The sequence below is a fragment of the Mesorhizobium sp. WSM4822 genome (assembly GCF_055811155.1).
The window spans coordinates 66,624-90,380 of sequence record NZ_JBVVQM010000004.1 but is presented as its reverse complement, the minus strand read 5'-3'; the positions used below and the strand labels follow the sequence as shown (position 1 = coordinate 90,380).

27 protein-coding genes and 1 pseudogene are annotated in these 23,757 nt (G+C 63.8%); 12 read left to right on the top strand and 16 right to left on the bottom strand.

All coding sequences use genetic code 11. The features are described 5' to 3' along the window. Nucleotides 1-14: 14 nt before the first annotated feature. From AC0L3E_RS11155 to AC0L3E_RS11140, 4 genes are all read right to left on the bottom strand, one after another. The gene (locus AC0L3E_RS11155; RefSeq protein WP_473604791.1) at nucleotides 15-458 is read right to left on the bottom strand and encodes a DUF1284 domain-containing protein; all 444 of its coding nucleotides are present in this window, start codon (nucleotides 456-458) and stop codon (nucleotides 15-17) included. Continuing rightward, nucleotides 455-1,048 (bottom strand): biotin transporter BioY, encoded by a 594-nt coding sequence (locus AC0L3E_RS11150; protein WP_127328424.1) that lies wholly within the window; start codon nucleotides 1,046-1,048, stop codon nucleotides 455-457. The genes AC0L3E_RS11155 and AC0L3E_RS11150 overlap by 4 nt, the downstream gene beginning before the upstream one ends. A 106-nt stretch (nucleotides 1,049-1,154) precedes the next feature. Further along, entirely contained in the window at nucleotides 1,155-1,823 is a 669-nt protein-coding gene (locus AC0L3E_RS11145) for a GntR family transcriptional regulator (RefSeq protein WP_027164176.1), read from the bottom strand. Nucleotides 1,824-1,876: 53 nt separating this feature from the next. Continuing rightward, nucleotides 1,877-2,512, bottom strand: a complete 636-nt coding sequence (locus AC0L3E_RS11140; protein WP_128309538.1) for a TetR/AcrR family transcriptional regulator — start codon at nucleotides 2,510-2,512, stop codon at nucleotides 1,877-1,879. Between the two features lie 101 nt (nucleotides 2,513-2,613). Between AC0L3E_RS11140 and AC0L3E_RS11135 the strand changes: the two genes are divergently transcribed. Next, nucleotides 2,614-4,050, top strand: coding sequence for an MFS transporter (locus AC0L3E_RS11135; protein WP_473604789.1), 1,437 nt, complete (start codon nucleotides 2,614-2,616; stop codon nucleotides 4,048-4,050). Nucleotides 4,051-4,071: 21 nt separating this feature from the next. On the opposite strand, the gene AC0L3E_RS11130 is transcribed toward AC0L3E_RS11135, so the two are convergent. Beyond that, complete coding sequence (locus tag AC0L3E_RS11130) at nucleotides 4,072-5,088, bottom strand: polyprenyl synthetase family protein (RefSeq protein WP_127272280.1); 1,017 nt, start codon at nucleotides 5,086-5,088, stop codon at nucleotides 4,072-4,074. 203 nt (nucleotides 5,089-5,291) lie between these two features. On the opposite strand from AC0L3E_RS11130, the gene AC0L3E_RS11125 reads away from it, so the two are divergent. From AC0L3E_RS11125 to AC0L3E_RS11095, 7 genes are all read left to right on the top strand, one after another. Beyond that, complete coding sequence (locus AC0L3E_RS11125; RefSeq protein WP_063167652.1) at nucleotides 5,292-5,516, top strand: putative signal transducing protein; 225 nt, start codon at nucleotides 5,292-5,294, stop codon at nucleotides 5,514-5,516. Then, complete coding sequence (locus AC0L3E_RS11120) at nucleotides 5,516-6,316, top strand: tRNA1(Val) (adenine(37)-N6)-methyltransferase (RefSeq protein WP_473604788.1); 801 nt, start codon at nucleotides 5,516-5,518, stop codon at nucleotides 6,314-6,316. The genes AC0L3E_RS11125 and AC0L3E_RS11120 overlap by 1 nt, the downstream gene beginning before the upstream one ends. 79 nt (nucleotides 6,317-6,395) lie before the next feature. Continuing rightward, a complete protein-coding gene (locus tag AC0L3E_RS11115; RefSeq protein ID WP_023808666.1) occupies nucleotides 6,396-7,259 on the top strand; it encodes a S49 family peptidase in 864 nt (287 codons plus the stop codon). A gap of 128 nt (nucleotides 7,260-7,387) precedes the next feature. Continuing rightward, nucleotides 7,388-7,573: a hypothetical protein gene (locus AC0L3E_RS11110; RefSeq protein WP_127811025.1), complete on the top strand. Its 186-nt coding sequence runs from the start codon at nucleotides 7,388-7,390 to the stop codon at nucleotides 7,571-7,573. Between the two features lie 20 nt (nucleotides 7,574-7,593). Beyond that, nucleotides 7,594-8,493, top strand: coding sequence for a 4-(cytidine 5'-diphospho)-2-C-methyl-D-erythritol kinase (locus tag AC0L3E_RS11105; protein WP_292456650.1), 900 nt, complete (start codon nucleotides 7,594-7,596; stop codon nucleotides 8,491-8,493). Then, nucleotides 8,480-9,034 (top strand): molybdenum cofactor biosynthesis protein B, encoded by a 555-nt coding sequence (gene moaB, locus AC0L3E_RS11100; protein WP_127328432.1) that lies wholly within the window; start codon nucleotides 8,480-8,482, stop codon nucleotides 9,032-9,034. The genes AC0L3E_RS11105 and moaB overlap by 14 nt, the downstream gene beginning before the upstream one ends. Nucleotides 9,035-9,175: 141 nt before the next feature. Further along, nucleotides 9,176-9,619 (top strand): GFA family protein, encoded by a 444-nt coding sequence (locus tag AC0L3E_RS11095; RefSeq protein ID WP_127395892.1) that lies wholly within the window; start codon nucleotides 9,176-9,178, stop codon nucleotides 9,617-9,619. 7 nt (nucleotides 9,620-9,626) lie between these two features. On the opposite strand, the gene AC0L3E_RS11090 is transcribed toward AC0L3E_RS11095, so the two are convergent. Beyond that, nucleotides 9,627-10,601 carry a hypothetical protein gene (locus AC0L3E_RS11090; protein ID WP_473604786.1) on the bottom strand — a complete coding sequence of 325 codons (975 nt, stop codon included), beginning with the start codon at nucleotides 10,599-10,601 and terminating at the stop codon, nucleotides 9,627-9,629. A 141-nt stretch (nucleotides 10,602-10,742) separates the two neighbouring features. Next, a complete protein-coding gene (locus tag AC0L3E_RS11085) occupies nucleotides 10,743-11,267 on the bottom strand; it encodes a glycosyltransferase (protein ID WP_256745803.1) in 525 nt (174 codons plus the stop codon). 150 nt (nucleotides 11,268-11,417) lie between these two features. Here AC0L3E_RS11085 and AC0L3E_RS11080 point away from each other — a divergent pair, with 150 nt between their 5' ends. After that, a complete protein-coding gene (locus AC0L3E_RS11080) occupies nucleotides 11,418-12,572 on the top strand; it encodes a PA0069 family radical SAM protein (RefSeq protein ID WP_473604910.1) in 1,155 nt (384 codons plus the stop codon). Between the two features lie 151 nt (nucleotides 12,573-12,723). Then, nucleotides 12,724-13,422 (top strand): ribonuclease HII, encoded by a 699-nt coding sequence (locus AC0L3E_RS11075; RefSeq protein ID WP_127270953.1) that lies wholly within the window; start codon nucleotides 12,724-12,726, stop codon nucleotides 13,420-13,422. Between the two features lie 222 nt (nucleotides 13,423-13,644). On the opposite strand, the gene AC0L3E_RS11070 is transcribed toward AC0L3E_RS11075, so the two are convergent. The 7 genes from AC0L3E_RS11070 to AC0L3E_RS11040 form a co-directional block, all read right to left on the bottom strand. Next, nucleotides 13,645-14,136, bottom strand: a complete 492-nt coding sequence (locus AC0L3E_RS11070) for a F0F1 ATP synthase subunit B (protein ID WP_127270951.1) — start codon at nucleotides 14,134-14,136, stop codon at nucleotides 13,645-13,647. A gap of 10 nt (nucleotides 14,137-14,146) precedes the next feature. Next, nucleotides 14,147-14,746, bottom strand: a complete 600-nt coding sequence (locus AC0L3E_RS11065; RefSeq protein ID WP_127272329.1) for a F0F1 ATP synthase subunit B — start codon at nucleotides 14,744-14,746, stop codon at nucleotides 14,147-14,149. Between the two features lie 63 nt (nucleotides 14,747-14,809). Then, entirely contained in the window at nucleotides 14,810-15,034 is a 225-nt protein-coding gene (locus tag AC0L3E_RS11060) for a F0F1 ATP synthase subunit C (RefSeq protein WP_006206606.1), read from the bottom strand. 85 nt (nucleotides 15,035-15,119) lie between these two features. After that, nucleotides 15,120-15,878 (bottom strand): F0F1 ATP synthase subunit A, encoded by a 759-nt coding sequence (locus AC0L3E_RS11055; protein ID WP_128307820.1) that lies wholly within the window; start codon nucleotides 15,876-15,878, stop codon nucleotides 15,120-15,122. A 59-nt stretch (nucleotides 15,879-15,937) separates the two neighbouring features. Continuing rightward, on the bottom strand, nucleotides 15,938-16,345 hold the full coding sequence (locus AC0L3E_RS11050) for an AtpZ/AtpI family protein (RefSeq protein ID WP_127256993.1): 408 nt from the start codon (nucleotides 16,343-16,345) through the stop codon (nucleotides 15,938-15,940). 254 nt (nucleotides 16,346-16,599) lie between these two features. Next, on the bottom strand, nucleotides 16,600-17,781 hold the full coding sequence (locus AC0L3E_RS11045) for a cell wall hydrolase (RefSeq protein WP_128307819.1): 1,182 nt from the start codon (nucleotides 17,779-17,781) through the stop codon (nucleotides 16,600-16,602). 143 nt (nucleotides 17,782-17,924) lie between these two features. Then, on the bottom strand, nucleotides 17,925-19,214 hold the full coding sequence (locus AC0L3E_RS11040; RefSeq protein WP_473604785.1) for an MFS transporter: 1,290 nt from the start codon (nucleotides 19,212-19,214) through the stop codon (nucleotides 17,925-17,927). A 119-nt stretch (nucleotides 19,215-19,333) separates the two neighbouring features. Here AC0L3E_RS11040 and AC0L3E_RS11035 point away from each other — a divergent pair, with 119 nt between their 5' ends. Next, a complete protein-coding gene (locus tag AC0L3E_RS11035; RefSeq protein ID WP_473604784.1) occupies nucleotides 19,334-20,242 on the top strand; it encodes a LysR substrate-binding domain-containing protein in 909 nt (302 codons plus the stop codon). A gap of 90 nt (nucleotides 20,243-20,332) precedes the next feature. Here AC0L3E_RS11035 and der read toward each other — a convergent pair whose 3' ends face one another. After that, the gene (gene der, locus AC0L3E_RS11030) at nucleotides 20,333-21,766 is read right to left on the bottom strand and encodes a ribosome biogenesis GTPase Der (protein WP_128307816.1); all 1,434 of its coding nucleotides are present in this window, start codon (nucleotides 21,764-21,766) and stop codon (nucleotides 20,333-20,335) included. Next, nucleotides 21,763-22,428, bottom strand: a complete 666-nt coding sequence (locus AC0L3E_RS11025; protein WP_127811033.1) for a tetratricopeptide repeat protein — start codon at nucleotides 22,426-22,428, stop codon at nucleotides 21,763-21,765. Before AC0L3E_RS11025 ends, der begins: the two co-directional genes overlap by 4 nt. 214 nt (nucleotides 22,429-22,642) lie before the next feature. On the opposite strand from AC0L3E_RS11025, the pseudogene AC0L3E_RS11020 reads away from it, so the two are divergent. Next, nucleotides 22,643-23,638: pseudogene (locus AC0L3E_RS11020) on the top strand (polysaccharide deacetylase family protein); the annotation flags it as partial. Nucleotides 23,639-23,757: the final 119 nt, after the last annotated feature.

The following is a 23,757-nucleotide window of genomic DNA, read 5'->3' as shown; positions in this document are numbered from 1 at the left end:
GCTCGGGGCCAATATCAACCCTCGGCTGGCGCGGCGGACCGCTGCACCAGCGTGTCGCTGTATCCACCGGCCGCTATCGTGCTGCACAGTTCGTTCCATTCGCAGCCGCCGCAGGCCCTGCGTACAAGGCCAGCCGAAAACGCCTGCCGCATCCGGGCCAAGGTCCCCGTGTCGAGATCGAGGTGGGTGCCGACCCGGATTGGCCGCGCCAGCAATTCCTCTACATCCAGCCCGGCGAGCCGGTCCCGCTCGACGACGCTCTCGTTGAGGCAGTGAGGTTCCGGCTCGTCGAGCAAGGGAGCGCAGACATCGTCGGGGCCGGAAACGAGGAGGATGTCCTCGCCCCGGCTCAGGCGCTCCGCGACGCGATCATAATTGGCGGTGAAGGCGGGGCTGTATCCCTTGCCCACATAGGTGAGCAGGCAAAGGAGATGATGGGCGCGCAGCTTGATCGTCACGGATTGGCCGGCTTGGCCTTGCCGCCGGGAAGGGCCATGAGGGTCGCGGCACCCAGCGCTGACTTGAGCAAGCCGCCGACGATGAACGGCAGGAAACCGAAGGTAACGGCCTGTTCGGCTCCAATCATGACGGCAAGCCATGCTGTGCCCAGCACAAGGCAGGCAAGGTTGCCAAGCAGCATGGCGACAAAGGCAAGCATCACCCTTTTGCCGTTCCAGCCGCGTTCTGCTAGCCAGCCGACCAAGGCGCCGACAAGCGGGAAGGCGAAGAGATAGCCACCCGTCGGCCCGACGAAATGCGCGGCACCCGCTGCCCCTCCGGACAGAACCGGAAAGCCGACCGCACCCTCGACCAGCCAGGCGACGATGGTGAGCGCGCCAAGCCGCCAGCCATAGAGCGCGCCGATCAGGGTCACGGCAAAGGTCTGCATGTTTACCGGGACCGGCACCATCGGCACCTCGATATAGGACGCCAGCGCCAGGAACAGGGTGCCAAGCACGACGGCTCCAACCTGCCAGGCAAGAGAACGATCCTGGAGCCGGAGCGGACTGAACGACGGCTTGCCGGGGGAGAACGCGACGTCTGTCATTGGGATTCCTTCGATCGATGAAAATTATAGATAATTTCTCTTTCCGATCTATTATCGAATCCACACTTCCCTGGGGATTGCAAGCCCTCGCTTTGGCGGAGGCCGTCTAACCTACGATGGCGAAGGCTTCGCGCGTTGTTCCGGAAGCCGTCCTGACCGGCTTGCGGCCAATCCATTGGACGTGCCGCCCCAGTGTGACGGCCGCCGATTCGGTGTTTCCCTGCCGCAAGGCGGCGAGGATCGCGCGATGGTCCTGATCGGTGCGCGTCTCCCACTCCGACCGCCATGCCGCGAACAGGAAACGGGCGCTTGCCGCGTGCAGGTCGTCGATGGTGGCGAGCAGGCGCGGCATGCCGCATGGCGCCAAGATCAAGCGGTGGAAGGCGCGGTTGGCCTCTTCCCACGACCTGACATCGCGGGACTTGTCGCCGGCCTTGGTCGCCTCCTCGGCGAGATCGAGAATGGCCGATGTCAGGTGCGGCGCGGCGTGGCGCAGCGCCAGCACTTCAAGGGCCGCGCGCATTTCGGCGACCTCCTTGACCTCGCCCAGATCGAAAGACGCGACACGCACGCCGCGGCGCGGCTCGCCGATGGCCAGCCCTTGCGCCTCCAGACGCCGGAAGGCCTCGCGCACGGGAACATGGCTGGTTTGGAATTCCTCGGCGATATGATCCTGCCGAAGCCTGGCCCCCGGCTCGATCGCGCCCGAGATGATGCGGTCCGCCAGAACCTTGCTGATGCGCACCGCGATGGTGTCGTCTGTGCCCTTTGCCATGTTTAATAGATAATTTGCGGCAGGGCAGCTTGTCGAGACGGCGGGATCGGGATTCACGGCTGCTTGGCGAAATGATGCTGAAATTCGGGGACGCCCGCCAGCCTTGCGTCCAGCGCCTGCATGGCGACGGTGATGAGATCATGCAGGCGCTTCTTCGGCACGCCGTCACGCGCCTGTACGGAAAGACCATGCATGAGCGTGGCATAGTAGTCGCCGAGCGCCCCGGCGTCCGTATCCGGCCTCAGTTCCCCGTCCCGAACGGCCTCGTTCAGCCGCTCCACAATCGATAGGGTGCGTGTCCGGCGGTGCTCCGCCAGCCACTCCTGCACGCGATCATTCTCGATCGCGCAATTGGTGGCGGCCGACACCACCATGCAGCCCTGCGGCCGCCCTGGCTGCGTATAGGTTTCGACGGCTTCGCGCAGCATCCGCTCGATGGCCCGCCGCGCGGTCGTCTCGCCAGCGAAGGCACGAGTGGCGAAACCGCCCTCATTGGCCTCGTAGAGCCCGACCGCTTCCCGAAACAGATCCTCCTTCGAGCCAAAGGCCGCGTAGATGCGCGCCGAGGCGATGCCCAGGGCCGAAACCAGATCGGCCATCGATGTGCCTTCGTATCCGCGTGTCCAGAAGGCGTCTCGCGCCTTCTCCAGTGCCTTGTCGCGATCGAACTCCCTCGGTCTTCCCGCCATCGCCATCTCCATTTTTTTGTCGATCGACAAATAATCCGCTTGACTCCGGAATGCAAATTCTAATTCTTTGTTGATCGATAAAGAATCAAAAGGAGACGGGCATGAGTTCACTCGATCAAGGTCTGCCGCTCGGCGCCACGGCAACACAGAAAGGGGTTGGCGCGAAGCGCGGCGCCACGCTGGCATTGCTCGCCTTTGCCCAGCTCATCATCGCGCTCGACCTCAACATCGTTTTCGTGGCCTTGCCGGAGATCGGCTCCAGCCTCGGCTTTTCCGGCCAGACACTACAATGGGTTGTGAGCGCCTACACCGTGTTCACCGGCGGCTTCCTGCTGTTCGGCGGCCGAGCCGCCGACCTCGTCGGCCAGCGCCGCGTCTTCATCTTCGCACTTTGGCTCTATGCGCTTTCATCCCTGCTTGGCGGCCTCGCCTGGTCGCCCGAAATCATTGTCGCAGCGCGTGCCGTGCAAGGCATCGGCGCCGCGTTCCTGTTTCCGGCGACATTGTCGCTGATCAACCGCCTGTTCGCCGAGGGGCCGGAGCGTAACCGGGCGCTCGCGGTCTGGGGCGGTGCCGGGGCAAGTGGCCTGACGCTCGGCTCGCTGGCGGGAGGGTTCCTCACCAGCGCCTTCGGCTGGCCAGCCGTGTTCTATGTCAACGTGGCACTGGCCGGTATCGCCATCGCCGCCGCGTTTGTCATCATCCCGCGCGATCCCAAGCGACACGAGCATCGCAATTTCGACCTGCCCGGCGCATTGGCTGTCACCGCCGGCGCCACGTTGCTGGTCTTCACGCTGGTCCAGGGCCCGGACTATGGCTGGGGTTCGCCAACGATTCTTATCAGCGCCATGCTGGCGGCGCTCTTCCTGATCGTCTTCACGGTGATCGAGGCAAGAAGCACCGGCCCGCTGATGCCGTTGCGACTGTTCCAAAACCGCAGCCTCGTCGCCGGCATGACCATCACCTTCCTTTACATGGCGACTTTCGGCGCCCTGCCCTATTTCCTGACCGTGCTGTTGCAGACCGTACATGGCTTCACCGCCCTGCAAACAGGCCTGGCGTTCCTGGTGCCGTCGATCGCCATCGCCGCCGGCACGCAGCTCGGTGAACGCTTGGCGACGCGCTTTTCTACACGCTCGACCCTGGTCGGCGGCATGATAGTCGGCGCAGCCGGCACAGCGCTGATGGTCCTTGGAGCATCAGCCGACAGCAGCTATGCCGCCATCGTTCCCGGCCTGATCATCTCCGGTGTCGGACAGGGCATCGTCTGGACCGCCATGTGGATCGCGGCCGCGTCGGGCGTGGCACCCGACGAACAGGGCGTTGCCTCGGGAATGGCCTGCACGACGCTCAACATCGGCAACGCGATCGGCATGGCAACATTGATCGCGATCGCCAACAGCCATGTCGGCGGGCTGACAGGCGATGCACTGAAGGCCGCGATCGCCTACGGCATACAGATCGCCTTCTGGCTGGCGGCGGCGGGCATCTTTGTCAGCCTGCTGGCCGCGTTCGCTTTGCCGGGAAAGGGTAAGTAGCCGGCTACCGGGTGACGCCGCTCAGTTCACCCGGCTGATGCAGAAATCGATGACGTCGATCAGCGCCGATTTCTGCGGCGTCGCTTCCAGCGGCGCCAGCGCGTCGCGGGCGATCTCGCCGAAATGGCGGGCTCGTCCGATCGTGTCAGCGATGGCGCCATGGCGAGTCATCAAGCCGATCGCCTTTTCCAGGCCGGCGTCATCGGTGACATTGTCCTCGATGGCACGCTTCCAGAAAGTGCGCTCGGCCTTCGTGCCCCGCCGATAGGCGAGAATGACCGGCAAGGTCACCTTGCCTTCGCGGAAATCGTCGCCGACATTCTTGCCGAGATCCTTGCTGGTGCCGCCATAGTCCAGCGCGTCGTCGATCAGCTGGAAGGCAAGGCCGAGATTCATGCCGTAGGAGCGCAGCGCCGCACGATCGTTGCGCGTCGCCTGGGCAATGACGGGCCCGACCTCGGCAGCAGCCGAAAAAAGTGCGGCGGTCTTGGCCTTGATGACGGCGAAATGCTCGTCCTCGGTGGTTTCGAGGTTCTTGGCGGCGGCGAGTTGCATGACCTCGCCCTCGGCGATGATCGAGGCAGCACTCGACAGGATATCGAGCGCTTCGAGCGAGCCGACATCGACCATCATGCGGAAAGCCTGGCCGAGCAGGAAGTCGCCGACCAGCACGCTTGCCTGGTTGCCCCAGATCATGCGGGCGGTCTTCTTGCCGCGCCGCATGCCGCTTTCGTCGACGACATCGTCGTGGAGAAGCGTCGCCGTGTGCATGAATTCGACGGAGGTGGCGAGCTTGACGTGGCCTTCGCCGGCATAGCCGAACATCTGCGCGGCGGCCAGCGTCAGCATCGGCCGCAGCCGTTTGCCGCCGGACGAGATCAGATGGTTGGCGACCTCCGGGATCATCTCGACGTCGGAGCCGGCCTTGGACAGGATCAATTCATTGACGCGCCCCATATCGGCCGCTGTCAGATCGATCAGATCCTTGATGGAGGCGGGCTCCCGCTTCCCGTTTTCAATGTTGAGAACGACACCCACGACAATCACTCCCGTCTTGGTATAGAGCGTGCGACGGCACCCTTAGTCCCTGCATGGACTCTAGGGCGGCGGACATGGCCACGGCAAGTGGCGAATTGGCGCGGCGTCGATGACGGAATGTCAACGACCACAGAGGGAACGGGGCTCTGCCTCGGAATCCCCTGCCCGTTTACATCAATAGCGCAAACTGCGAGTTTCATACGATGATAGAACTTGTCCGCACCAACGATGCCGTGATCATCTCCTTTGTGGAATCGCTGATGCGCGACGCCGGCATCGCCTGCTTTGTCGCCGATCAGAATATGAGCATTCTCGAAGGATCGATCGGTCTTTTGCAGAAACGCGTCATGGTCGACGCCGACCAGGCCGACGCGGCACGGCGCATCCTCAGGGATGCCGGCATCGCCAACGAGATCCGCGGAAAATAATGCCCGCCGCGCCCGCCGCCCTTGTTCCGGACACGCCGGCCCATACGGTCGACGCCTTCCATCGCGGCCGGTTCTGGCTCGTCCAGCCCAAGCAGGGCGGCCATCGCGCCGGCATGGATGCGATGATGCTGGCGGCATCCGTGCCATCGACCTTTAGCGGGCGCCTGGCCGATTTCGGCGCCGGAGCCGGAGCTACCGGACTGGCGGTGCTGTCACGCTGCCCGGCGGCAGAGGCGGTGCTTGTCGAACGCGCGCCGGAAATGGCGGCCTTCGCGGCGGCGACGCTTGCCCATCCCGGCAATGCCCATCTCAGCGATCGCGCCTCCGTGCTGGTCGCCGATGTCACCGTATCGGGCCGGGCGCGGGCGGCCGCCGGCCTCGCCGACAACGACTTCGACTTCGTCATCATGAACCCGCCTTTCAATGCTTCCCGGGACCGCGCCACATCGGATCGCCTGCGAAAGGAAGCCCATGTCATGGAGGACGGGCTGTTCGGGAGCTGGATCAGAAGTGCGGCGGCGGTGGTGAGGCCGCGCGGCGGGCTCGCCGTAATCGCCCGGCCCGAACAGCTCGGCGCCATTCTCGATGCGATCGCCGGCCGCTTCGGCGATGCCGAGATGCTCGCCGTCCACCCTCGTCCCGATGCGGCGGCGATCCGCATCGTCGTGCGGGCAGCGCTCGGGGCACGGGGAAAGCTTGCCATCCGCCCGCCCCTAATGCTCCACACGCAGTCAGGCAACGGCCCCGACGAGCGCAGCGAAATGATCACCAACGGCCTCGCCTCGCTGTTCGGAGATTGAGCTATTCTGCCCGGCGACATTGCCGTTGGCCGGGAAATCCCTACATGCCTGCAACCCACCGACCGGAGACCGCGCCCTCGTGAAACGCCTTATCAACCGCCTGCTGCCGAAATCCTGGCGCTCCACCGTCGTCACCATTCCGGTCATCCGGCTGCACGGCACCATCATGGCAGGCGGTGGCCAGTTTCGGCCGAGCCTGTCGCTGGCTTCCACCGCCGGCCTCATCGAGAAGGCGTTCTCCTACGACGCGCCGGCGGTCGCCATCTCGATCAATTCGCCGGGCGGCTCGCCGGTGCAGTCTCGGCTGATCTTCAAGCGCATCCGTGACCTGGCCACGGAAAAGAACAAAAAGGTACTGGTCTTCGTCGAGGATGTCGCGGCGTCGGGCGGCTACATGATCGCGGTCGCCGGTGACGAGATCTTCGCCGATCCGTCCTCCATCGTCGGGTCGATCGGCGTCGTCTCAGCTTCGTTTGGCTTCCCGGAACTGATGAAGAAGATCGGAATCGAACGACGTGTCCACACTGCCGGCCAGAACAAGGCGGTGCTCGATCCGTTCAAGCCCGAGAAGAAGGAAGATGTCGAGCGGCTGAAGGCGCTGCAGCTCGAGGTGCACGCAACCTTCATCGACCTCGTCAAGGAGCGGCGCGGCACGAAACTGAAGGACGACCCGGACCTGTTCACCGGCCTGTTCTGGACAGGCATCAAGGGCCTCGAACTCGGTCTGGTCGATGCGCTCGGCGACATGCGAACGGTGCTCAAGACCCGTTTCGGGGCGAAAACGCAGCTCAGGCTGATCACGACGCCGCGCGGTTTCCTTAGCCGCTTCGGTCTGTTCGGCTCAAGCAAGGGCTTTTCAGCGCCCGATATTGCCGCGGCTGCCGCCAGCGGCGTGATCGATGCGGCGGAAGAGCGCGCATTGTGGTCTCGCTTCGGGCTTTGAAAACCCGGCAAAACCGTCTAGCATGAGAGCTTGAGTTTCATGCATGTCGTGTTCCCAAAAGCGGGTCGGCATGCATCAACCGACCCGACCGGCCGCCTTCGCCGGCCCAGCGTGGGAGGAGTTTTGGCATGCCGCAGATCATTTTCTTCGCCGTCGTTGGCGTTGCCGCTTATTTCGGCTACCGCACCTTCATTAGGGAAGCCGAGCGCGTGACCGCCAAGGTGCGGCGCACAGAAAAGCAGACGGCCAACGGCGCTATCGGCACTTTGATCAAGGATCCGAAGACCGGCGAATACCGGCTGGCCAAGGACTGAGCATCATCCCGCAGACGATTGTGGACACCGACATCGGGTCGCGTAGCTGGCATGCACACGCCAAAATCAATCTTGCGCTGCATGTCACCGGCAGGCGCCCTGACGGCTATCATCTGATCGAAAGCCTAGCGGTGTTCACGCGTTTTGGCGACAGGGTCGAAATCGCGCCCGCCGACAGCGATGAATTTACCGTGTCCGGCCGTTACGCTCCGGCCGTTCCTCTCGACGCCAGCAATCTGGTGCTCAAGGCGCGCGATGCCCTGCGGCAGACAGCCGGGCACGAGAGAACACCGCCGGTCGCTATCCGGCTGGAGAAGAACCTGCCGGTTGCCTCCGGCGTCGGCGGCGGTTCGAGCGACGCGGCGACCGTGCTGCGCGGGCTGGTGGAGACATGGGCGCTGGACATCGACGGCGCAGAGCTGGCGCGGATCGGCCTTTCGCTTGGCGCCGATGTGCCGATGTGCCTGGCGGCAAAGCCGCTGGTAGCGCGCGGCATCGGGGATGAACTGTCGATGGTGCCGGATTTTTCGGCGCTTGGCCTGGTGCTGGTCAATCCAGGCACCCCGGTGTCGACGGCGGATGTCTTTGCAGCGCTTTCCCGGCGCGACAATGAGGCCTTGCCGCCGCTGCCGCGCGGCATCGATTTTCACAGCCTGCGCAACTGGCTGGAGATTACTCGCAACGATCTCGAGCCCGCGGCGCTGGCGATGCAGCCCGCCATCGGCAGGGCGCTTTCCTGGCTGAACAAGGCCGGATCGGGTTTTTCACGGATGTCCGGGTCCGGCGCCACCTGCTTCGGCCTGTTCGAGACCGGCAATGTCGCCAAGCGTGCCGCTGCCGAGATCCGCGGCCGCCAGCCCGACTGGTTCGTCGCGGCGACGCGCACCATCGCATCGGAGGGCGCAGATGGCCAGAATTGACGAGAGCCGCTCCTTCATTCCCGTGCGCATCGCGGTGCTGACCGTTTCGGACACGCGCAGCCTCGCCGACGACAAATCCGGCCAGACGTTGGCCGACCGCATCGCCGAGGCCGGCCATCTGCTGGCGGCCCGCGATATCGTCACCGACGACCGCGAGAAAATCCGCGACACGGTTCTGGCGTGGTCACAGGACAAGAATATCGATGTCGTCATCACCACCGGCGGCACCGGCTTCACAGGCCGTGACGTGACGCCGGACGCGCTGGAGCCGATCTTCGAAAAGCGCATGGATGGCTTTTCGGAAGTGTTCCACCGGATTTCCTACGACAAGATCGGCACCTCGACGATCCAGAGCCGGGCGACCGGCGGCCTCGTCAACGCCACCTTCGTCTTCGTGCTGCCGGGTTCGCCAGGCGCCTGCAAGGACGCGTGGGACGGCATCCTGAAAGCGCAGCTCGACTACCGGCACATGCCATGCAACTTCGTCGAGATCATGCCGCGCCTGGACGAGCATTTGCGGCGCGGCAAATCGGCTCCGTAAAAGCCGAGGCAAAGCGCCGGTTCCACGCCGCGTTCGCCAGGCAAAACAGCACCGGCGCCTTTGAAACCCCATTCCAAACCGGACCTCGGAAAAGTACCTTGTCTGAAGGCGATCATCGCCGTTCACGACAAGGCAGCTACGATGACCGTGCACACCGGTGGGTGCCATTGCGGCAATATACGCCTTGAATTTTCAACCGAGCTCGAGCCACCGCAAACCGAAGTTCGCGCTTGCCAATGCTCGTTCTGTGTCAGACATGGTTCGCGCGCCGTTGCCGATCCGAATGGCAGACTGGTCATCTCGGTCAAGGACGAGACGCAATTGCGGAGATATCAGTTCGGGCTGAGGACGGCCGACTATCTGATCTGCCGGCGGTGCGGTGTCTACGTCGCCGCAATCGCCAGAGATGACGATGCAATCGCCAGAGATGACGATGCAAGGGCGATCGTCATCATCAACGCCCTGGACGACCGCGAGCGGTTCAACCAGGAGCCGGTCCGCGTTGACTTCGATACGGAAAACAGGGCGCAGCGCCAAGCCAGACGCCGCACACACTGGACACCTGTCGAGATGAGCTTCGGATAGGCAGCTCTCAGCGGATAACCGGCTCGCCATGAAACCGTCGGCGCGACGGCGGCGATACGCCGAAGCCGACTTCCATCATCAGTCGCGGCGTGCGTGCCGGCACGGTGCCCATATGAAAGCCAAAGGGGTCCTCGACGAAGCCGTGACCGGCCTCGCCGGTCAGCGTCACCGGGCTCTGCTGGCCATAGACATCCAGAACCTGTTGCGCGGGATGACCGACCAGAAGGGTAAGCTGGTGCTTGAGGCTGCGGCGCTTGTGGCTGCCCCTGACATAGACATGCGGACCGGTGTCGGCGTCGACCGGCTTGAGGTAGAAGAAGAATTTCAGCATGCGCCAATCATCGAGGTCGAAATGATACTTGCCGAGCGAGGCGAGGTTCTTGTCGGCATCGGAAGCGGCACCCGTGGGAAAGCTCCACCAGACGCGTGTCGTGATCAGTTTCGCCTGGCCGCCGAGATAGTGCGCGGCAATATCCAGAAGCAGCGGATCGCGCTGGATGGCAAGCGCCGCCGGGCAGTCGAGGATGCGCTCGAAAAAATGCCCGCTGAGCAGCGAGCGGCCAAGGCGTTTCTCGGCCTCGGCATGTTCCCCCGGCATGAATTCGAGACGGCGGTCGAAATTGCCGAAGCAAGGCGTGCGCCCGGCGAAGTCGGCGACCTCTTCATGGATATCGGGCGGCAGGACCAGGCCTGAGAACAGCCCGTCGGAGCGCAACGCATCGACGACCGCTCCCCGTTCGACACCGGCAAACATCGTATCCCCGGCATTGGCGACCGGGCGGGCGCGTTTTGCGCCCAGCCAATGCATGCGGCGTCCGGGCATTGTGCGCGCCAACACGAACATCGGCAGCCAGGCAGGGTTCTCCCGCAGGTCCGTCAGATAGGTTGGAATACGTACGGCGATGCGCCGCAGCAGGCTGCCGTTGCGCGCAATGGCCTCGAGACTGGCCGCGCCGGATGTGTCGGGGGTTGAAAGCTTCATTGGGTCCTCGGCTATGAGAGCACCACCGATGCCGCATCGGTGCTCGCCTCTCGGCATGTCCAAACCCAATTCCCGCTCGAACGGAAGCTAACCCCGCGTCAGATTTTGTGCAATGCACAATGACCTGAGCAACTGCAAAAATCACGTCGACGAGCGGCGCTCCTGCTTGGCCGGCGCCATCCAGATCTCCGCGTCGAGCCGCTTCGTCGCGAGGCCACGGGCGATGGCCTCGGCACTGCCGGCGCTCTTTGCCGCGGCAGCCGCCTGACGCTTGCTGATCAGCAAGCCGTCGGCCAAGGCGCGGTTTCCCGAAAAGACCCGGGCCAGGAATGGCGTGCGACTGGCTCGCGTGCGCGAAAACCGTGCCGCCATGGTCTGCCTGGCCGTGTGGGCGACAACTTCATCGATCCAGCCCTCCACCAGCCGCGCGCCCGGCTCCAGGAGCAGCAACCAATCCCCCTTGGCCTGGCGGATGCCGGCAGCGACACCGCCCGTCACGTACTGACAGCCGGCATGCTCGGCCACATGATGCGTCTGATCGGTAGAGCCTGTGTCGCAAACGATGACTTCACGCACCACGCCTTCGACCGCGCCGCCAATCAGCGAGGCGAGCGTGCGGGCTAGGCCCTCCTCGTCATTGCGGGTTTCGATGAGAACACTGAGCATCCTTAGCCGAATAGCGGAAAGCGCCGGACAGCGCCAGTTTTTGCATCGCACCATAGAAAGTTCTTGCTTTGTTCTATTCAACGAAATAGGAATAATTTCATGAGCAGAGCGATTCGACACAACATGGACAGTCCCTGGGAGCGGGCGAAGATGGAACAGATCGTGCGCGCCGACATTGCGGCTTTCGGAGCAGGAAGAGCCGAGATGGCCAACGCGATGGTCGAGCAGAGCGGCCTGCGTGTCCGCCCGGACCGCAACCGCGGCAGGTCAGCGGGCATCAATCCGTCCGGCCGGTTCGAGCCGGTCAGCCGGCACGTGTTCGACGATGGCTGGAATTCGCTGGAGGAACTGCCACCCTTCAAGACCGAAGTGCAGGTCGAGAAGCCGCGCACAATCATCACCCGCAACGAATCGCCCGACATTTCCTTCGATCGTTCCATCAACCCCTATCGCGGCTGTGAGCATGGCTGCGTCTATTGCTTTGCCCGCCCGACGCACGCTTTCATGGGCCTGTCGCCGGGTCTGGATTTCGAATCGAAGTTGTTCGCCAAGCCTGATGCGGCGCGCTCGCTCGACAAGGAGCTTTCGAAAGACAGCTATCAGCCGCGCACCATCGCCATCGGCACCAACACCGACCCCTACCAGCCGATCGAGAAGCAATACCGGATCATGCGCGAAATCCTCGAAGTGCTGGAAGCGCGCGGCCATCCGGTCGGCATCGTGACAAAGTCCGCTCTGGTGACGCGCGACATCGATATCCTGTCGCGCATGGCCGAACGCGGGCTCGCCAAGGTGGCGCTGTCGGTGACGACGCTCGACCGTATGCTGGCGCGCACCATGGAGCCGCGCGCGTCGACACCGACCAAGCGGCTGGAAGCGATCCGGCAGCTTTCGGATGCCGGCATTCCGGCCTCGGTCATGGTGGCGCCGATCATTCCGGGCCTGACCGACCCGGAAATGGAACGCATCCTCGATTCGGCACGTGCGGCCGGCGCGCGCGAAGCCGGCTACGTGATCCTGCGCCTGCCATTGGAGGTCAGCCCGATCTTCAAGGATTGGCTGCTGCGTCATTATCCCGACCGCTACCGCCATGTGATGTCGCTGGTCCGGTCGATGCGTGACGGCAAGGACTACGATTCGGAATGGGGCAAACGCATGAAGGGCGCCGGTCCCTATGCCTGGCAGATCGGCCGGCGCTTCGAGATCACAGCCAAGCGGCTCGGCCTCAATGCCGAACGGCGCACGCTGCGGACCGACCAGTTCGTTGCCGCCGGGAAAGACCAGGTGCAGCTGACGCTGCTTTGAGAGACAATTCATCGCGGTGGTTTGATCCGTCGCGGCACCAGAATCCCGTCCGGCCTGCCCCGGCCTGCAGACGGTGCCCTCCCGGTCCGGCGCCCCACCCGACCCGGAGGGACTTGCGGAGAATCGGAGCCGATGCGAACCTCGCCGCAACATGGCTCGCGCGCGTTCTGATTCTCCGCCTCTCTTTGAGATCATCGAGAAGCCCGACTTCTCCTTCGAGACGAAGGCGATGGCGGAGGGGCTGTGGCCGGTTGCCGGGATGGACGAGGCCGGCCGTGGCCCCCTGGCCGGGCCGGTAGTCGCCGCGGCCGTGGTGCTCGATCCCGCCAACATTCCCGACGGCCTCGACGATTCCAAACGCCTCAGCCATCTGCAGCGTGAAGCCTTGTTCCTGCGAATTCTCGGCTCTGCGCAGGCGGTCTCAATGGCCTCCATCAGTGCCGAGGGTATCGACGGCAGCAACATCCTCAAGGCAAGCCTGGAAGCCATGCGCCGCGCCCTGGTAGGGCTGTCGGTCAGACCGAAGCTCGCCCTTGCCGATGGACGCGACGTGCCGCCTGGCCTGCCTTGTGAAGGGCGCGCGCTGATCAAGGGCGACCAGCGTTCGCAGTCGATCGCCGCCGCCTCGATCGTCGCCAAGGTGATGCGCGATCGCATGATGTGCGGCTGCGGCAACCATCACGACCGCTACGGCTTCGAAGTCCATATGGGCTACGCCACGCTTCGCCATCGCACGGCAATCGAGGCGCATGGCCCGGTGGCGCGGCTGCATCGCGTATCGTTTTCGCCGTTCAGACTGGGTGGCGCTGAAGTGGTTGAGGAAGAGAGCTTCGTCGGAATGGATAGCTGATCTCCCCCCTCGAGGGGGAGATGGCCGGCAGGCCAGAGGGGGTCGCCGCGCGTGAAGCGCCGACCTTATCTTTGCCGCAAAATGACGTCGCGCCCGGTCGAGCCGACCCCCTCTGTCGCCTTTGGCGACATCTCCCCCTCGAGGGGGGAGATTATCCCCGCCCACAACAAAAAAGCCGCCAGGTTGCCCGGGCGGCTTTCGATGATTGGCTAGAGGGACCCTCTAATTCAGCTTCGACTTCACGTCCGCAAGCGATGCCTTGAACAGATCGGCACCGGCCTTGGCGTCGATCTTGCCGGCAAGCAGCGCGCGCGCTGCCTCTACGGCGATGTCGACGGCGCTGGCGCGGACTTCGCTGATGGCGTCACGCTCGGCCTGGCCGATCTTCTGCTCGGCAAGCGCGGTGCGCCTGACAACATAGTCCTCGGTCTTCTTGTGCGCTTCGGCGGCAAGCAAGTCGGCTTCGCGCTTGGCGGCGGCGACGATGTCGGCGGCCTCCTGCTCGGCTTCCTTGCGCTTGCGCTGATACTGGCCAAGCAGTTGCTGGGCTTCCTCGCGCAGCCGGCGCGCTTCGTCGAGTTCGTTGCTGATCCTTTCGGCGCGGGCGTCGAGCGCCTTGGCGATCAGGCGAGGCACCTTGATGTAGACGGCAATGCCCAGGAAGATGACCAGGGCAACCGTGGCCCAGAGCGTCGCGAGAGATGTGGCGTCCATGATGCGCTCCTCACCGGGCCACGGATTTGACCGCGGCCGCGATCTCTGCCTTGCTGGCCTTGCCGCCAACCAGGGCTTCGACAATCGCCGAAGCGGTGTCCTCGGCGATGCTGCCGACTTCCTTCATGGCATTGGCCTTGATGGAAGAGATGCGGGCCTCGGCTTCGCCCAGCTTGGCGTCGAGCGCGGCCTCGACCTTCTTGCGAGCGGTGTCGGCCTCGGCCTTAGCCGCGTCGTTGGCCTGCTGGCCGATCGCGTTGGCCTTGGTCTTGGCTTCCGCCAGTTCCTGCTCGTAGGCAGCAACGGCAGCGTCGGCCTCGCCCTTCAACTTGGCCGCCTGATCGAGATCCTGCGTGATGCGATCGTTGCGGACATCGATGATGCCGCCGACGCGCGGCATCACAACCCGCTTCAGGAAGAGATAGAACAGCCCGAAGGTGATCGCCAGCCACAGAAGCTGCGACGGGAACGTCGCCGGATCGAATGGCGGAAACGTGCCATGCGCTTCAGCAGGCACACCGGTGCTGGAATGCGTGTCGCCTTCCGTAGCAGCGTGGCTGGTATCGGCTGATGGCGCGGACTCTTGCGCAAAGGCAGATGTCACGAACATGGACTATCCCCGAAATTCAGGCCCGCCGCTCGCGCGGCCGGCCTGTCCAATCTTCCCGAGTGCTCAGCCGAACAGGGCCAGAAGCGCGATGAGAAGCGAGAAGATGCCCAGAGCTTCGGTCACGGCGAAACCGAAGATCAGGCGGCCGAACTGGCCATCGGCAGCCGACGGGTTGCGCAGTGCGCCCGCGAGGTAGCTGCCGAAGATGTTGCCGAGGCCAATGCCCGCACCACCCATGCCCAGGCAAGCGATGCCGGCGCCGATGTACTTTGCTGCTTCTGCGTCCATTTGTTCAACTCCTTTGGATCTAAAATTCCGTTGCGATTCCATCCGGCGCCAATGTTGGAAATTCTTGGGCCGGAAACTTTTGGACCTAGTGCCCGGGGTGCAGGGCGTCGTTGAGATACATGCAGGTCAACACGGCAAAGACGTAGGCCTGCAGGAAGGCGACCAGCAGTTCCAGTGCCGTCAGCGCCACCGCCATCGCCAGAGGCAGGATCGAGCCGGCGACGCCGACCGCGCCGAGCGCGCTCAGGCTGACCACGAAGCCGGAAAACACTTTCAGCGTGATGTGGCCGGCGAGCATGTTGGCGAACAGACGAACCGAGAGGCTGACCGGGCGCGACACGAAGGAGATCACCTCGATCAGCACCACCAGTGGCAGCAGGAAGACCGGCACGCCATGCGGCACGAACAGTTTCAGGAAGCCAAAACCATGCTTCATGAAGCCGTAGACGACCACGGTTGCGATCACCAGCACGGCAAGGCCGAAGGTGACGATGATGTGGCTGGTGACGGTGAAGAAATACGGGAACAGGCCAAGCAGATTGGCGACGAGCACGAACATGAACAGCGAGAACACGAGAGGGAAGAACTTCATGCCTTGCGTGCCGGCGGCATCGCGCAACATGTTGCCGACGAACTCGTAGGCCATCTCGGAGACCGACTGAAGCCGCCCGGGAACCAGGCTGCGGCTCGACGTCGTGAGAAACAGAAATCCAGCCGCGACAAGCACGGTCGCGACCATGAACAGCGACGAATTGGTGAAAGACAGGTCATAGCCGCCGACGTCGATCGGAATCAGCTTGTTGATATGGAACTGGTGGATCGGATCGACCTTGTCAGCTGCCACGTTCAAACCCCGTCAATGCCGCGTACGGCCTCGTTACCATTACCGCACATGGTGCGCGGTCATTTCTTGTCGTCTTGGTCACGGCGCGATTTATCGCCCTGTCCAAATTCTGCCACAACGCCGGCGGAACGCATCACATTGAGCACTCCGGCGCCAAAACCAAGCAGCAGAAACACGATCAGACCCCATGGCGATGTCCCCGCCAGACGGTCGATGATCCAGCCGATGCCGGCACCCACCACCACCCCGGCGATAAACTCGCTGGAGAGTTTGAGCGCCTGACCGTAACCGGCCACACTGCCCGCTTTCGCGTCGTCTTTCCCCTCGAGCCGGCCCGGCCGCCTTGTCGCAAGCGAAGCTTCCAGGTCACGGCGGCGCCGCTCAAGATCGTCGTCGCGGATATCGGGTTCATGCTGATTGCCGCGGCCGGTTTCTCCGGTTCCGTCTGGCCCATTCTTGTCGGCCATCGCAACCCCCCTGCCCGGTCAGACCATCACCGTCCGTCCGCTTCTAAAGTCGCCGGCAACATAGTTAGAGGGTTTGCGCCCGTCAAGCCACGGGCGGAAGTTCATTGCCATGTATTTTAGGCAATAAAATCAATGGATTACAAAGGTGCGACATCGTGCCCGCCATGATGACAAGGATGCATGGCGCGAATCCCCCGCGCAATGGCTCTTCGATAGGCTGCGCGCCACGTCAAAGATCAGCGGCTGCTCCGCAGTCAGCTCCAGCCGCCGCCATAGGTCCGATAGAAGATATGCAAGCCGATCTTGGTCATCTTCTGCATCGTGCGCGCCCAGCCGGGATGGACATATTGCGCATAGTAGTGGGTCGACGATCCGACCTCCGGGATGAAGATCTTGCCGGCAGTGACGGCCATGGCGATCTCCTGGGCGGTCTTGTAGGCGGCTGGGCTATCGATGCGCTTCTTCCTGCCGTCGCAGGCGAAGGAGAACTGGCAGCGGTTGAACCAGCTGTCGTTCTGGTAAACGACGCCGCAGATCGAATTCGGATAGGTCGGGTTGCGGACGCGGTTGAGGATGACCTGGGCGACGGCGGCCTGGCCGCGCACGGATTCGCTCCTCGCCTCGAAATAGATGCCGTTGGCAAGGCATGCCTGCTCCTTCTGGGAGAAGACACTGGCGGGCAGCGGGTTCTGGATCCACGAATGATCGCCCTTGGCCATCGGCGGAATGAAGCGGCCCTCATTGGGCTGCTCGTCCTGAAGCAGGGCTTCGAAGGGCGATGCCTTGGCATAGTCAGGCTCGGACTGCGCGTAGGCGGTGGCCAGCACGTCCGGATGGTCGTTGTTGACCAGCGCTGCCAGCATGGCCGGCACGCCGGGATCCGGCTTCTTCTCCTCGCGCGCATGGAATGCCGCGGCGATCTGGATTTCCTTGCCTTTGATCTGCGGCTTGGCGAAAGCCATTTTCAGGCCGCTGTCCATGCTGGGCCGCAGCAAGGAGGAGGTGCGCTCGAAGATCGAGCCGGCGTTGAAGTTCTTCGGCGGTGCGACGGGAGACATCTGGACGATGCGCCCTTTCTTCTCGGCGCGCACGACGCGGTCCTCATCGGGCGTGCCGCTGACCTTGCCGCCCTTTCCGCGAAACGACACGTTGCCGACACCGGCCAGGTGGACACCCGATCCGGAGATGGAGCCGGTGACATCAGAATCGACAAATGGCATCTCGGCAGCATGGGTCGAGCCGGCGACGGATTTCTCGACATAGGAATTCCAGCGGGTGTTCGCTTCGAGGCCGGAGACAAGGCTCGTCATGTCCTGATAGGCGACGATGGTCGGAAAGCCGATCCAGATGCCGAGACCGATGACGAACGGGGGCAGAAAGCCACGTCTTCTCTCACCGGCGGCGGCAACCAGCCGCTTCAACACACGTCGATGCACGGAACACTCTCCAGGAACGCGACAGACCCCACTGGAGAGCAAAATGATGCATTAACCTTGATGGGACGTTAACGGCTTCGATCGGACTGTTCTCAGCCGGCTTCAGGTCGTGGTTCCGAAGTCGGGCGGTTTTGCGGCCGAACTCAGGCCGGACGCAGGAAGATCGGCCGGGCGATCAGCGCGCAGATGGCGGCCGCCAGCCAGACGCCGGACCAAGACCAAAGGTGCAAGAGCCCCGGAATGGCCACCGGCACCAGGAAGAAGCCTACGAAAACAAAGGTGTTGGCAAGGCTGAGCGCGGTCCCGACATGGCTGGCCCCGGCAAGGGTGGCAAGCTCGGTGTAGGCGACGCCGTGCCAGGCGGAGACCGAGATGCCTGCGACAATAAGCACGACTGGAAGGACAGCCAACCAGATGAGCTGGCCGCCCGTAACGGTTGGGCCGAACAGGACCAGCAGCCAAAGCATGGCGAAGGCAAGGGCGCTGAACGCGCTGCACAAGCGAAGAAATTGGCGGCGGTTGCCGTGACGGTCGGTGAAGCGGCCGCTCCAGATGCGCATGACCATGGCGCCGATCTGAACGGCGGCGAGGCTCGCGCTGATTGCCGCCGTTCCCAACCCAACGAAATCGTGCAGGAACACGGAGGCGAAGGTGAGCACGGCCACCTGCGGAAAGCAGAGCAGGCCGATGGCGGTCGCGATACGCCAGACATCGCGATTGCGCAGCGGCGCCGGTCCGACCGCAGCCGAAGCGAGATGGCCCTCGCCCGCCGTCGGCGGCTCGTGCAGCCAGCGCCAGGCGAACAGGGCAGACAGAGCGGATGCGCCCGCCAGCACCCCGAACACCGCGCCAAAGCCGAAAGCCAGCGCAAGCGAGGGCAGCACGAGCGCGCCAAGGCCACCGCCAAGCGGCACCGCCGTCTGCCTGATGCTCATGGCAAAGCCGCGCTCGTTTTCCCGAAACCAGCCCATGATGGCGCGGCCGCTCGAACCGTTGACGCTGCCGCCGAGCAGTCCGGTGATGAGCAGGCTCGCGGAGAGCAGCGTGACGCCGGGAATACCGGCCTTTGTCGGCACAACCAGCATCGCCATGGCCAGGAGCCACACCGCCGTCGCGCCGAGCCCGATCAGGAGCACGCGGCGATCGCCCCAGCGATCGGTAAGCAGGCCCCAGGGCAGCTCGCTGAGCGCGACCCCCAGCCCGAGAAGGCCGAGCGCCAGGCCGAGCTCGGCATTGCCCAAATGATAGCCCTGGCGAAGAACGACCGCCGTCGCCGGGATGCCGGAGAACGTAGCCGAGAAGGCGGCATTGGCGGCAACGCCGATGCCCAGAACCTTCCAGCGATGGCCCGGCTTGAAAACCCTCCCGGCGGAACCGGTACCTTCCAGGAGCTTCGGCGACTGCCGATCGGTGCAATTGACGATGGCGGACATGATTTCATTTCCCGTGCTGGCCAGTGGTCCGGCCTTGACGATCTGTCCCTACCGCCATAATTTCATCCTGAAAATCAGGAAGTTTTGAACTAACAATCCTGAAAATCGGGACTTCAGACATGCGACGCGTAACTTTCGACCTCGACGTCCTGCGCAGTTTCGTCACCGGTATGGAGCTGGGCAGCTTTGCCAAGGCCGCTGACCGGCTTGGCCGGTCGACGTCGGCGGTCAGCGCGCAATTGAAGAAACTGGAAGAACAGGCGGCGACGCCGATCTTCCGCAAATCAGGACGCGGCCTCGCTTTGACCGAGGCCGGCGAGACCATGCTCGGCTATGCGCGCCGGCTGATCGAATTGAATGACGAGGCGGCATCCGCCATCCATGATGTCGAGCTGGAAGGCTGGGTACGGCTCGGCTTGCAGGAAGATTTCGGCGAGGCGGTGCTGCCGGACGTGCTCGGCCGATTTGCCCGGGCGCACCCCAAGGTGAAGATCGAAGCCAGGATCGCACGCAGCCACGACCTTGCCGAAAGGGTCATGTCAGGCAGCCTCGACATCGCGCTCGCTTGGCACTGCGGCGAAACGCTGCCCTACAGCCAGCATGTCGCCGATGTGCCGATGCGCTGGATCGGGCCGGCAAAGCGCATCGAGACCAGCCTGCGCGACGGTGAGCCGCTGCCGCTGGTGGCGCTCGAAGCGCCATGCCTTCTGCGCACGGTGGCAACCGAAACGCTCGACCGCGCCGGGCTGTCGTGGCGGATGGCCTTTTCCAGCCCGAGCCTTGGCGGCATCTGGGCAGCCGTGGCGGCGGGGCTGGGGCTGACGATCCGCACCGACATCGGCCTGCCGGCCAGCGTCAGCGCAATAACGCCGGAGATCGCCGGGCTGCCGGCATTGCCCAAAATGGCGTTGGTGCTGCACCAGAAGGATGCTGAACTGGATCCGGTGGCAGCGCGGCTAGCCGACATATTGTTGCAGGCGGCGTTGCAGGCACTGCCACGGGACGAGCGGTTGAAGGAGGTCGCTTAGACAGCCGGAAAGGTATCCAGTGTCGCGTGCTGTCCCGCCAACGTTGCGGAGAATTCGCGCGAGCAAAGGGGCTCATTCGAGCCCGACCGCTTATTTGCGCTTGTTCGACCTGCCGGCGAACGGATTGTCCGACGTGCGCAGCGCGATGCGGATCGGCACGCCGGGCATGTCGAAGGCTTCGCGCAGGCTGTTGGAGAGATAGCGGACATAGGATTGCGGCATCGCATCGGGCCGCGAGCACTGGACAACGAAACCCGGCGGCCGGGTCTTGGCCTGGGTGACGTATTTGACCTTCAGCCGGCGTCCGGCCACGGCAGGCGGCGGGTGGTGTGCCAGGATGCCTTCCAGCCAGCGGTTGAGCTTGCCGGTCGAGACGCGGCTGTTCCACACCTTGTGCGTCTTGATGACGGCATCCATCAGCTTGTCGAGGCCGCGCCCGGTCTCGCCGGAGACAGGTACGGCCTGGAGGCCGCGCGCCTGGGGAAGAAGCCGTTCCGTCTTCTCTCGCAGTTCGGCCAGAAGTTCCTGGGGATGGTCGATCAGATCCCATTTGTTGAAGGCGATCACCGGCGCCCGGCCTTCCCTGATGATCAGGTCGGCGATCTGCAGATCCTGCTTCTCGAAGGAGATGGTGGCGTCGAGCACGATGATGACGATCTCGGCAAACCGGATGGCGCGCAGGCCGTCCTGCACCGACATCACTTCCAGCTTTTCATGAATCCTGGCCTTGCGGCGCATGCCGGCTGTGTCGAACAATTTCAGCCGGCGGCCATGCCAATCCCAGTCGACCGAGATCGAATCACGGGTAATGCCGGCTTCCGGTCCGGTGAGCAGCCGCTCTTCGCCGATCAGCGCGTTGATCAGCGTCGACTTGCCGGCATTGGGACGGCCGACGACGGCAATGCGCATCGGCTTGGTGTCGTCATAGGTATGCTCGGCATCCGGATCGGCGATATCCTCGCCGATCAGCACCTCGCCGGCAGCGACGTCTTCGTCTTCGCCATCTTCTTCTTCGCCGAAGGCGCGCGCTTCGCCGAGCGCGCCGATCACGGCGTCGCGCAAATCGGGCATGCCCTGGCCATGCTCGGCCGAAACCGGGATCGGCTCGCCAAGTCCGAGTTCCCAGGCTTCCAGCATGCCGCCCTGGGCGCCCTTGGCCTCGGCCTTGTTGGCGACCAGCACGACCGGCTTGCCGGACTTGCGCACGATCTCGGCGAAGGTCCTGTCGTCGGGCAACAGGCCGGACTTGGCGTCGATGGTGAAGAAGATCAGGTCGGCCTCCCGGATGGCGATCTCGGTCTGCGCACGCATGCGGCCGGGCAAGGTCGAGGCGCCCGCGTCCTCGAAGCCGGCGGTGTCGATGACGTCGAAATGCAGGTCGTAAAGCTTGGCGGCATGGACGCGACGGTCGCGGGTGACGCCCGGCGTGTCGTCGACGAGCGCCAGCTTCCTTCCCACCAGCCGATTGAAAAGAGTCGATTTCCCGACGTTAGGTCTGCCGATGATGGCGACTTTGAAGGTCACGACGCACTGCCCGACCCGCGGATCAGCTCGGACATCAATGTTGCGCGCTCGCGGGTGTTGCGCGGCGCGCCGTCATCGGCGGCGATCTGGTCGAACAGTTTCAGCGCATCCTGCGTCTTGCCTTCCTTCCAGGCGGAAAGGCCGAGTGCCTCGCGCGCCGTGTGGCGTAGCGTGTTGGTGTCGGATGTCAGCGCCTCGACACGGCTGGAGACGTCGGCAAAGGAACCATGGTCGACGAGCAGCAGTGCTGCCCGCAGCCGCGCCATGTCGCGAATTCCCTGGGGAATGGCCGTATCCGCGGCGACTTCGTCGAAATCCTTGACGGCGGCGGGGACATCGCCCTTGTTCGCTTTGACGGTCGCGCCGCGCATGCGGGCGAGCAGCGGATAGGCGCCGTAGCCATCCTTCTCCAACTGATCGAGCGCAGTCAGCGCCTCATCGTTCTTGCCGTCATTGGCAAGCTTCAGTGCCTGCGAGAACGCATCGCCCGAGCGGTTGGCGCGCGTCTCGTCCCAATAGCGGTAGCCGACGAAGGCGGCGGTGCCGAGCACCACGAGGACCGCAATGACAATCAAGGCCGGGCCAAAACGGTCCCACAGCGCCTGCGCCTGCTCGCGACGGATCTCGTCGTTGACTTCACGGATAAAACTGTCGTCGGACATCAAATCAAACCATTCCTGCCCCGTCGGGCCTTTGTCAGCCCGCGTTTTAGCGAAATTTTGCCGGCATGGAAGGGGTTCAACCGGAAAATCGCCTATTGTCCGGGGCAAACGGATGTTTGCCCCGGACAGGCAGCCGAAAAGGCCAATCGCACCCACGCCACATTTAGGCGATAGCCGGCTTGCAGACATTCCCCGAGTGAAGATCAGATTGCCTATGCTTCGTCCGTTCCGCGTTGTTGCGTTTTCGCTTGCGGCACTCGCCGCCGCCGGTGGGGCTTTGGCCGATCCACCGGCGCCGGCAAAGCCGAAACAGGTCGTCATCATCTCATTCGACAGTGCCCGCGACATTTCGCAGTGGAAACGCAGCCGGGCACTGGCTGAGCGCACCGGCGCGCACTTCACCTATTTTCTCTCCTGCGTCTTCCTGCTGTCGACGGAGACACGCAAGGAATACACCGCACCCGGCAAAGGCGCCGGCAAATCCAACATCGGCTTTGCCGCCTCGAAGCAGGAAGTCACCGAGCGGCTCGAACAGATCGGGCTTGCCGCGCATGAAGGCCACGACATCGCCAGCCATGGCTGTGGCCATTTCGACGGCAAGGACTGGAGCAAGGCCGACTGGCTGAAAGAGTTCAGTTCGTTCGAGCACATTCTCGAGAACGCCTATGCGATCAACGGCATTGCACCCGAACCACAGGGCTGGCGCGATTTCGCGCGGCATGCGGTGGTCGGCTTTCGCGCGCCGTATCTGTCGACCGGCAAGGCGCTCTATGAAGCGCTGCCGGCGGCCGGATATCAATTCGATGCCAGCGGCGTCTCGCAAGGCCCTGCCCGACCGACGGCCAGCAACGGCATCGTGCACTTTTCGCTGCCGCAGATTCCGGAAGGACCGAAGTCACGGCCGGTGATCGCCATGGACTACAACCTCTATGTCAGGCATTCCGGCGGCTTCGAGCGGCCAAGCCAGGCGGACGAGTTCGCCAACCGGACCTATGCTGCCTTTCGCGCCGCCTTCGACAAGCAGTATGCCGGCAAGCGCATTCCGCTTGAGCTTGGCTTCCACTTCGCGCTGATGAATGACGGCGCCTACTGGAACGCGCTTGAGCGCTTCGCCGGCGAGGTCTGCGTCAAAGCCGATGTCGAATGCATCAGTTTTCGCGATTATGTTTCGCGCCAGGATGCTGGCCAAAGGCAGGTCTCGGTGGGGGGGGGGGGCCCCCCCCCCGGGGGGGGGGGGAAAAAAAAAGGGGGGGGGGGGGGGGGGGGGGTTTGGGAAAATGGGGGGGGGGTTTTAAGGGAACGGGACCCGATGAAGGGGGGGGGGGAGGA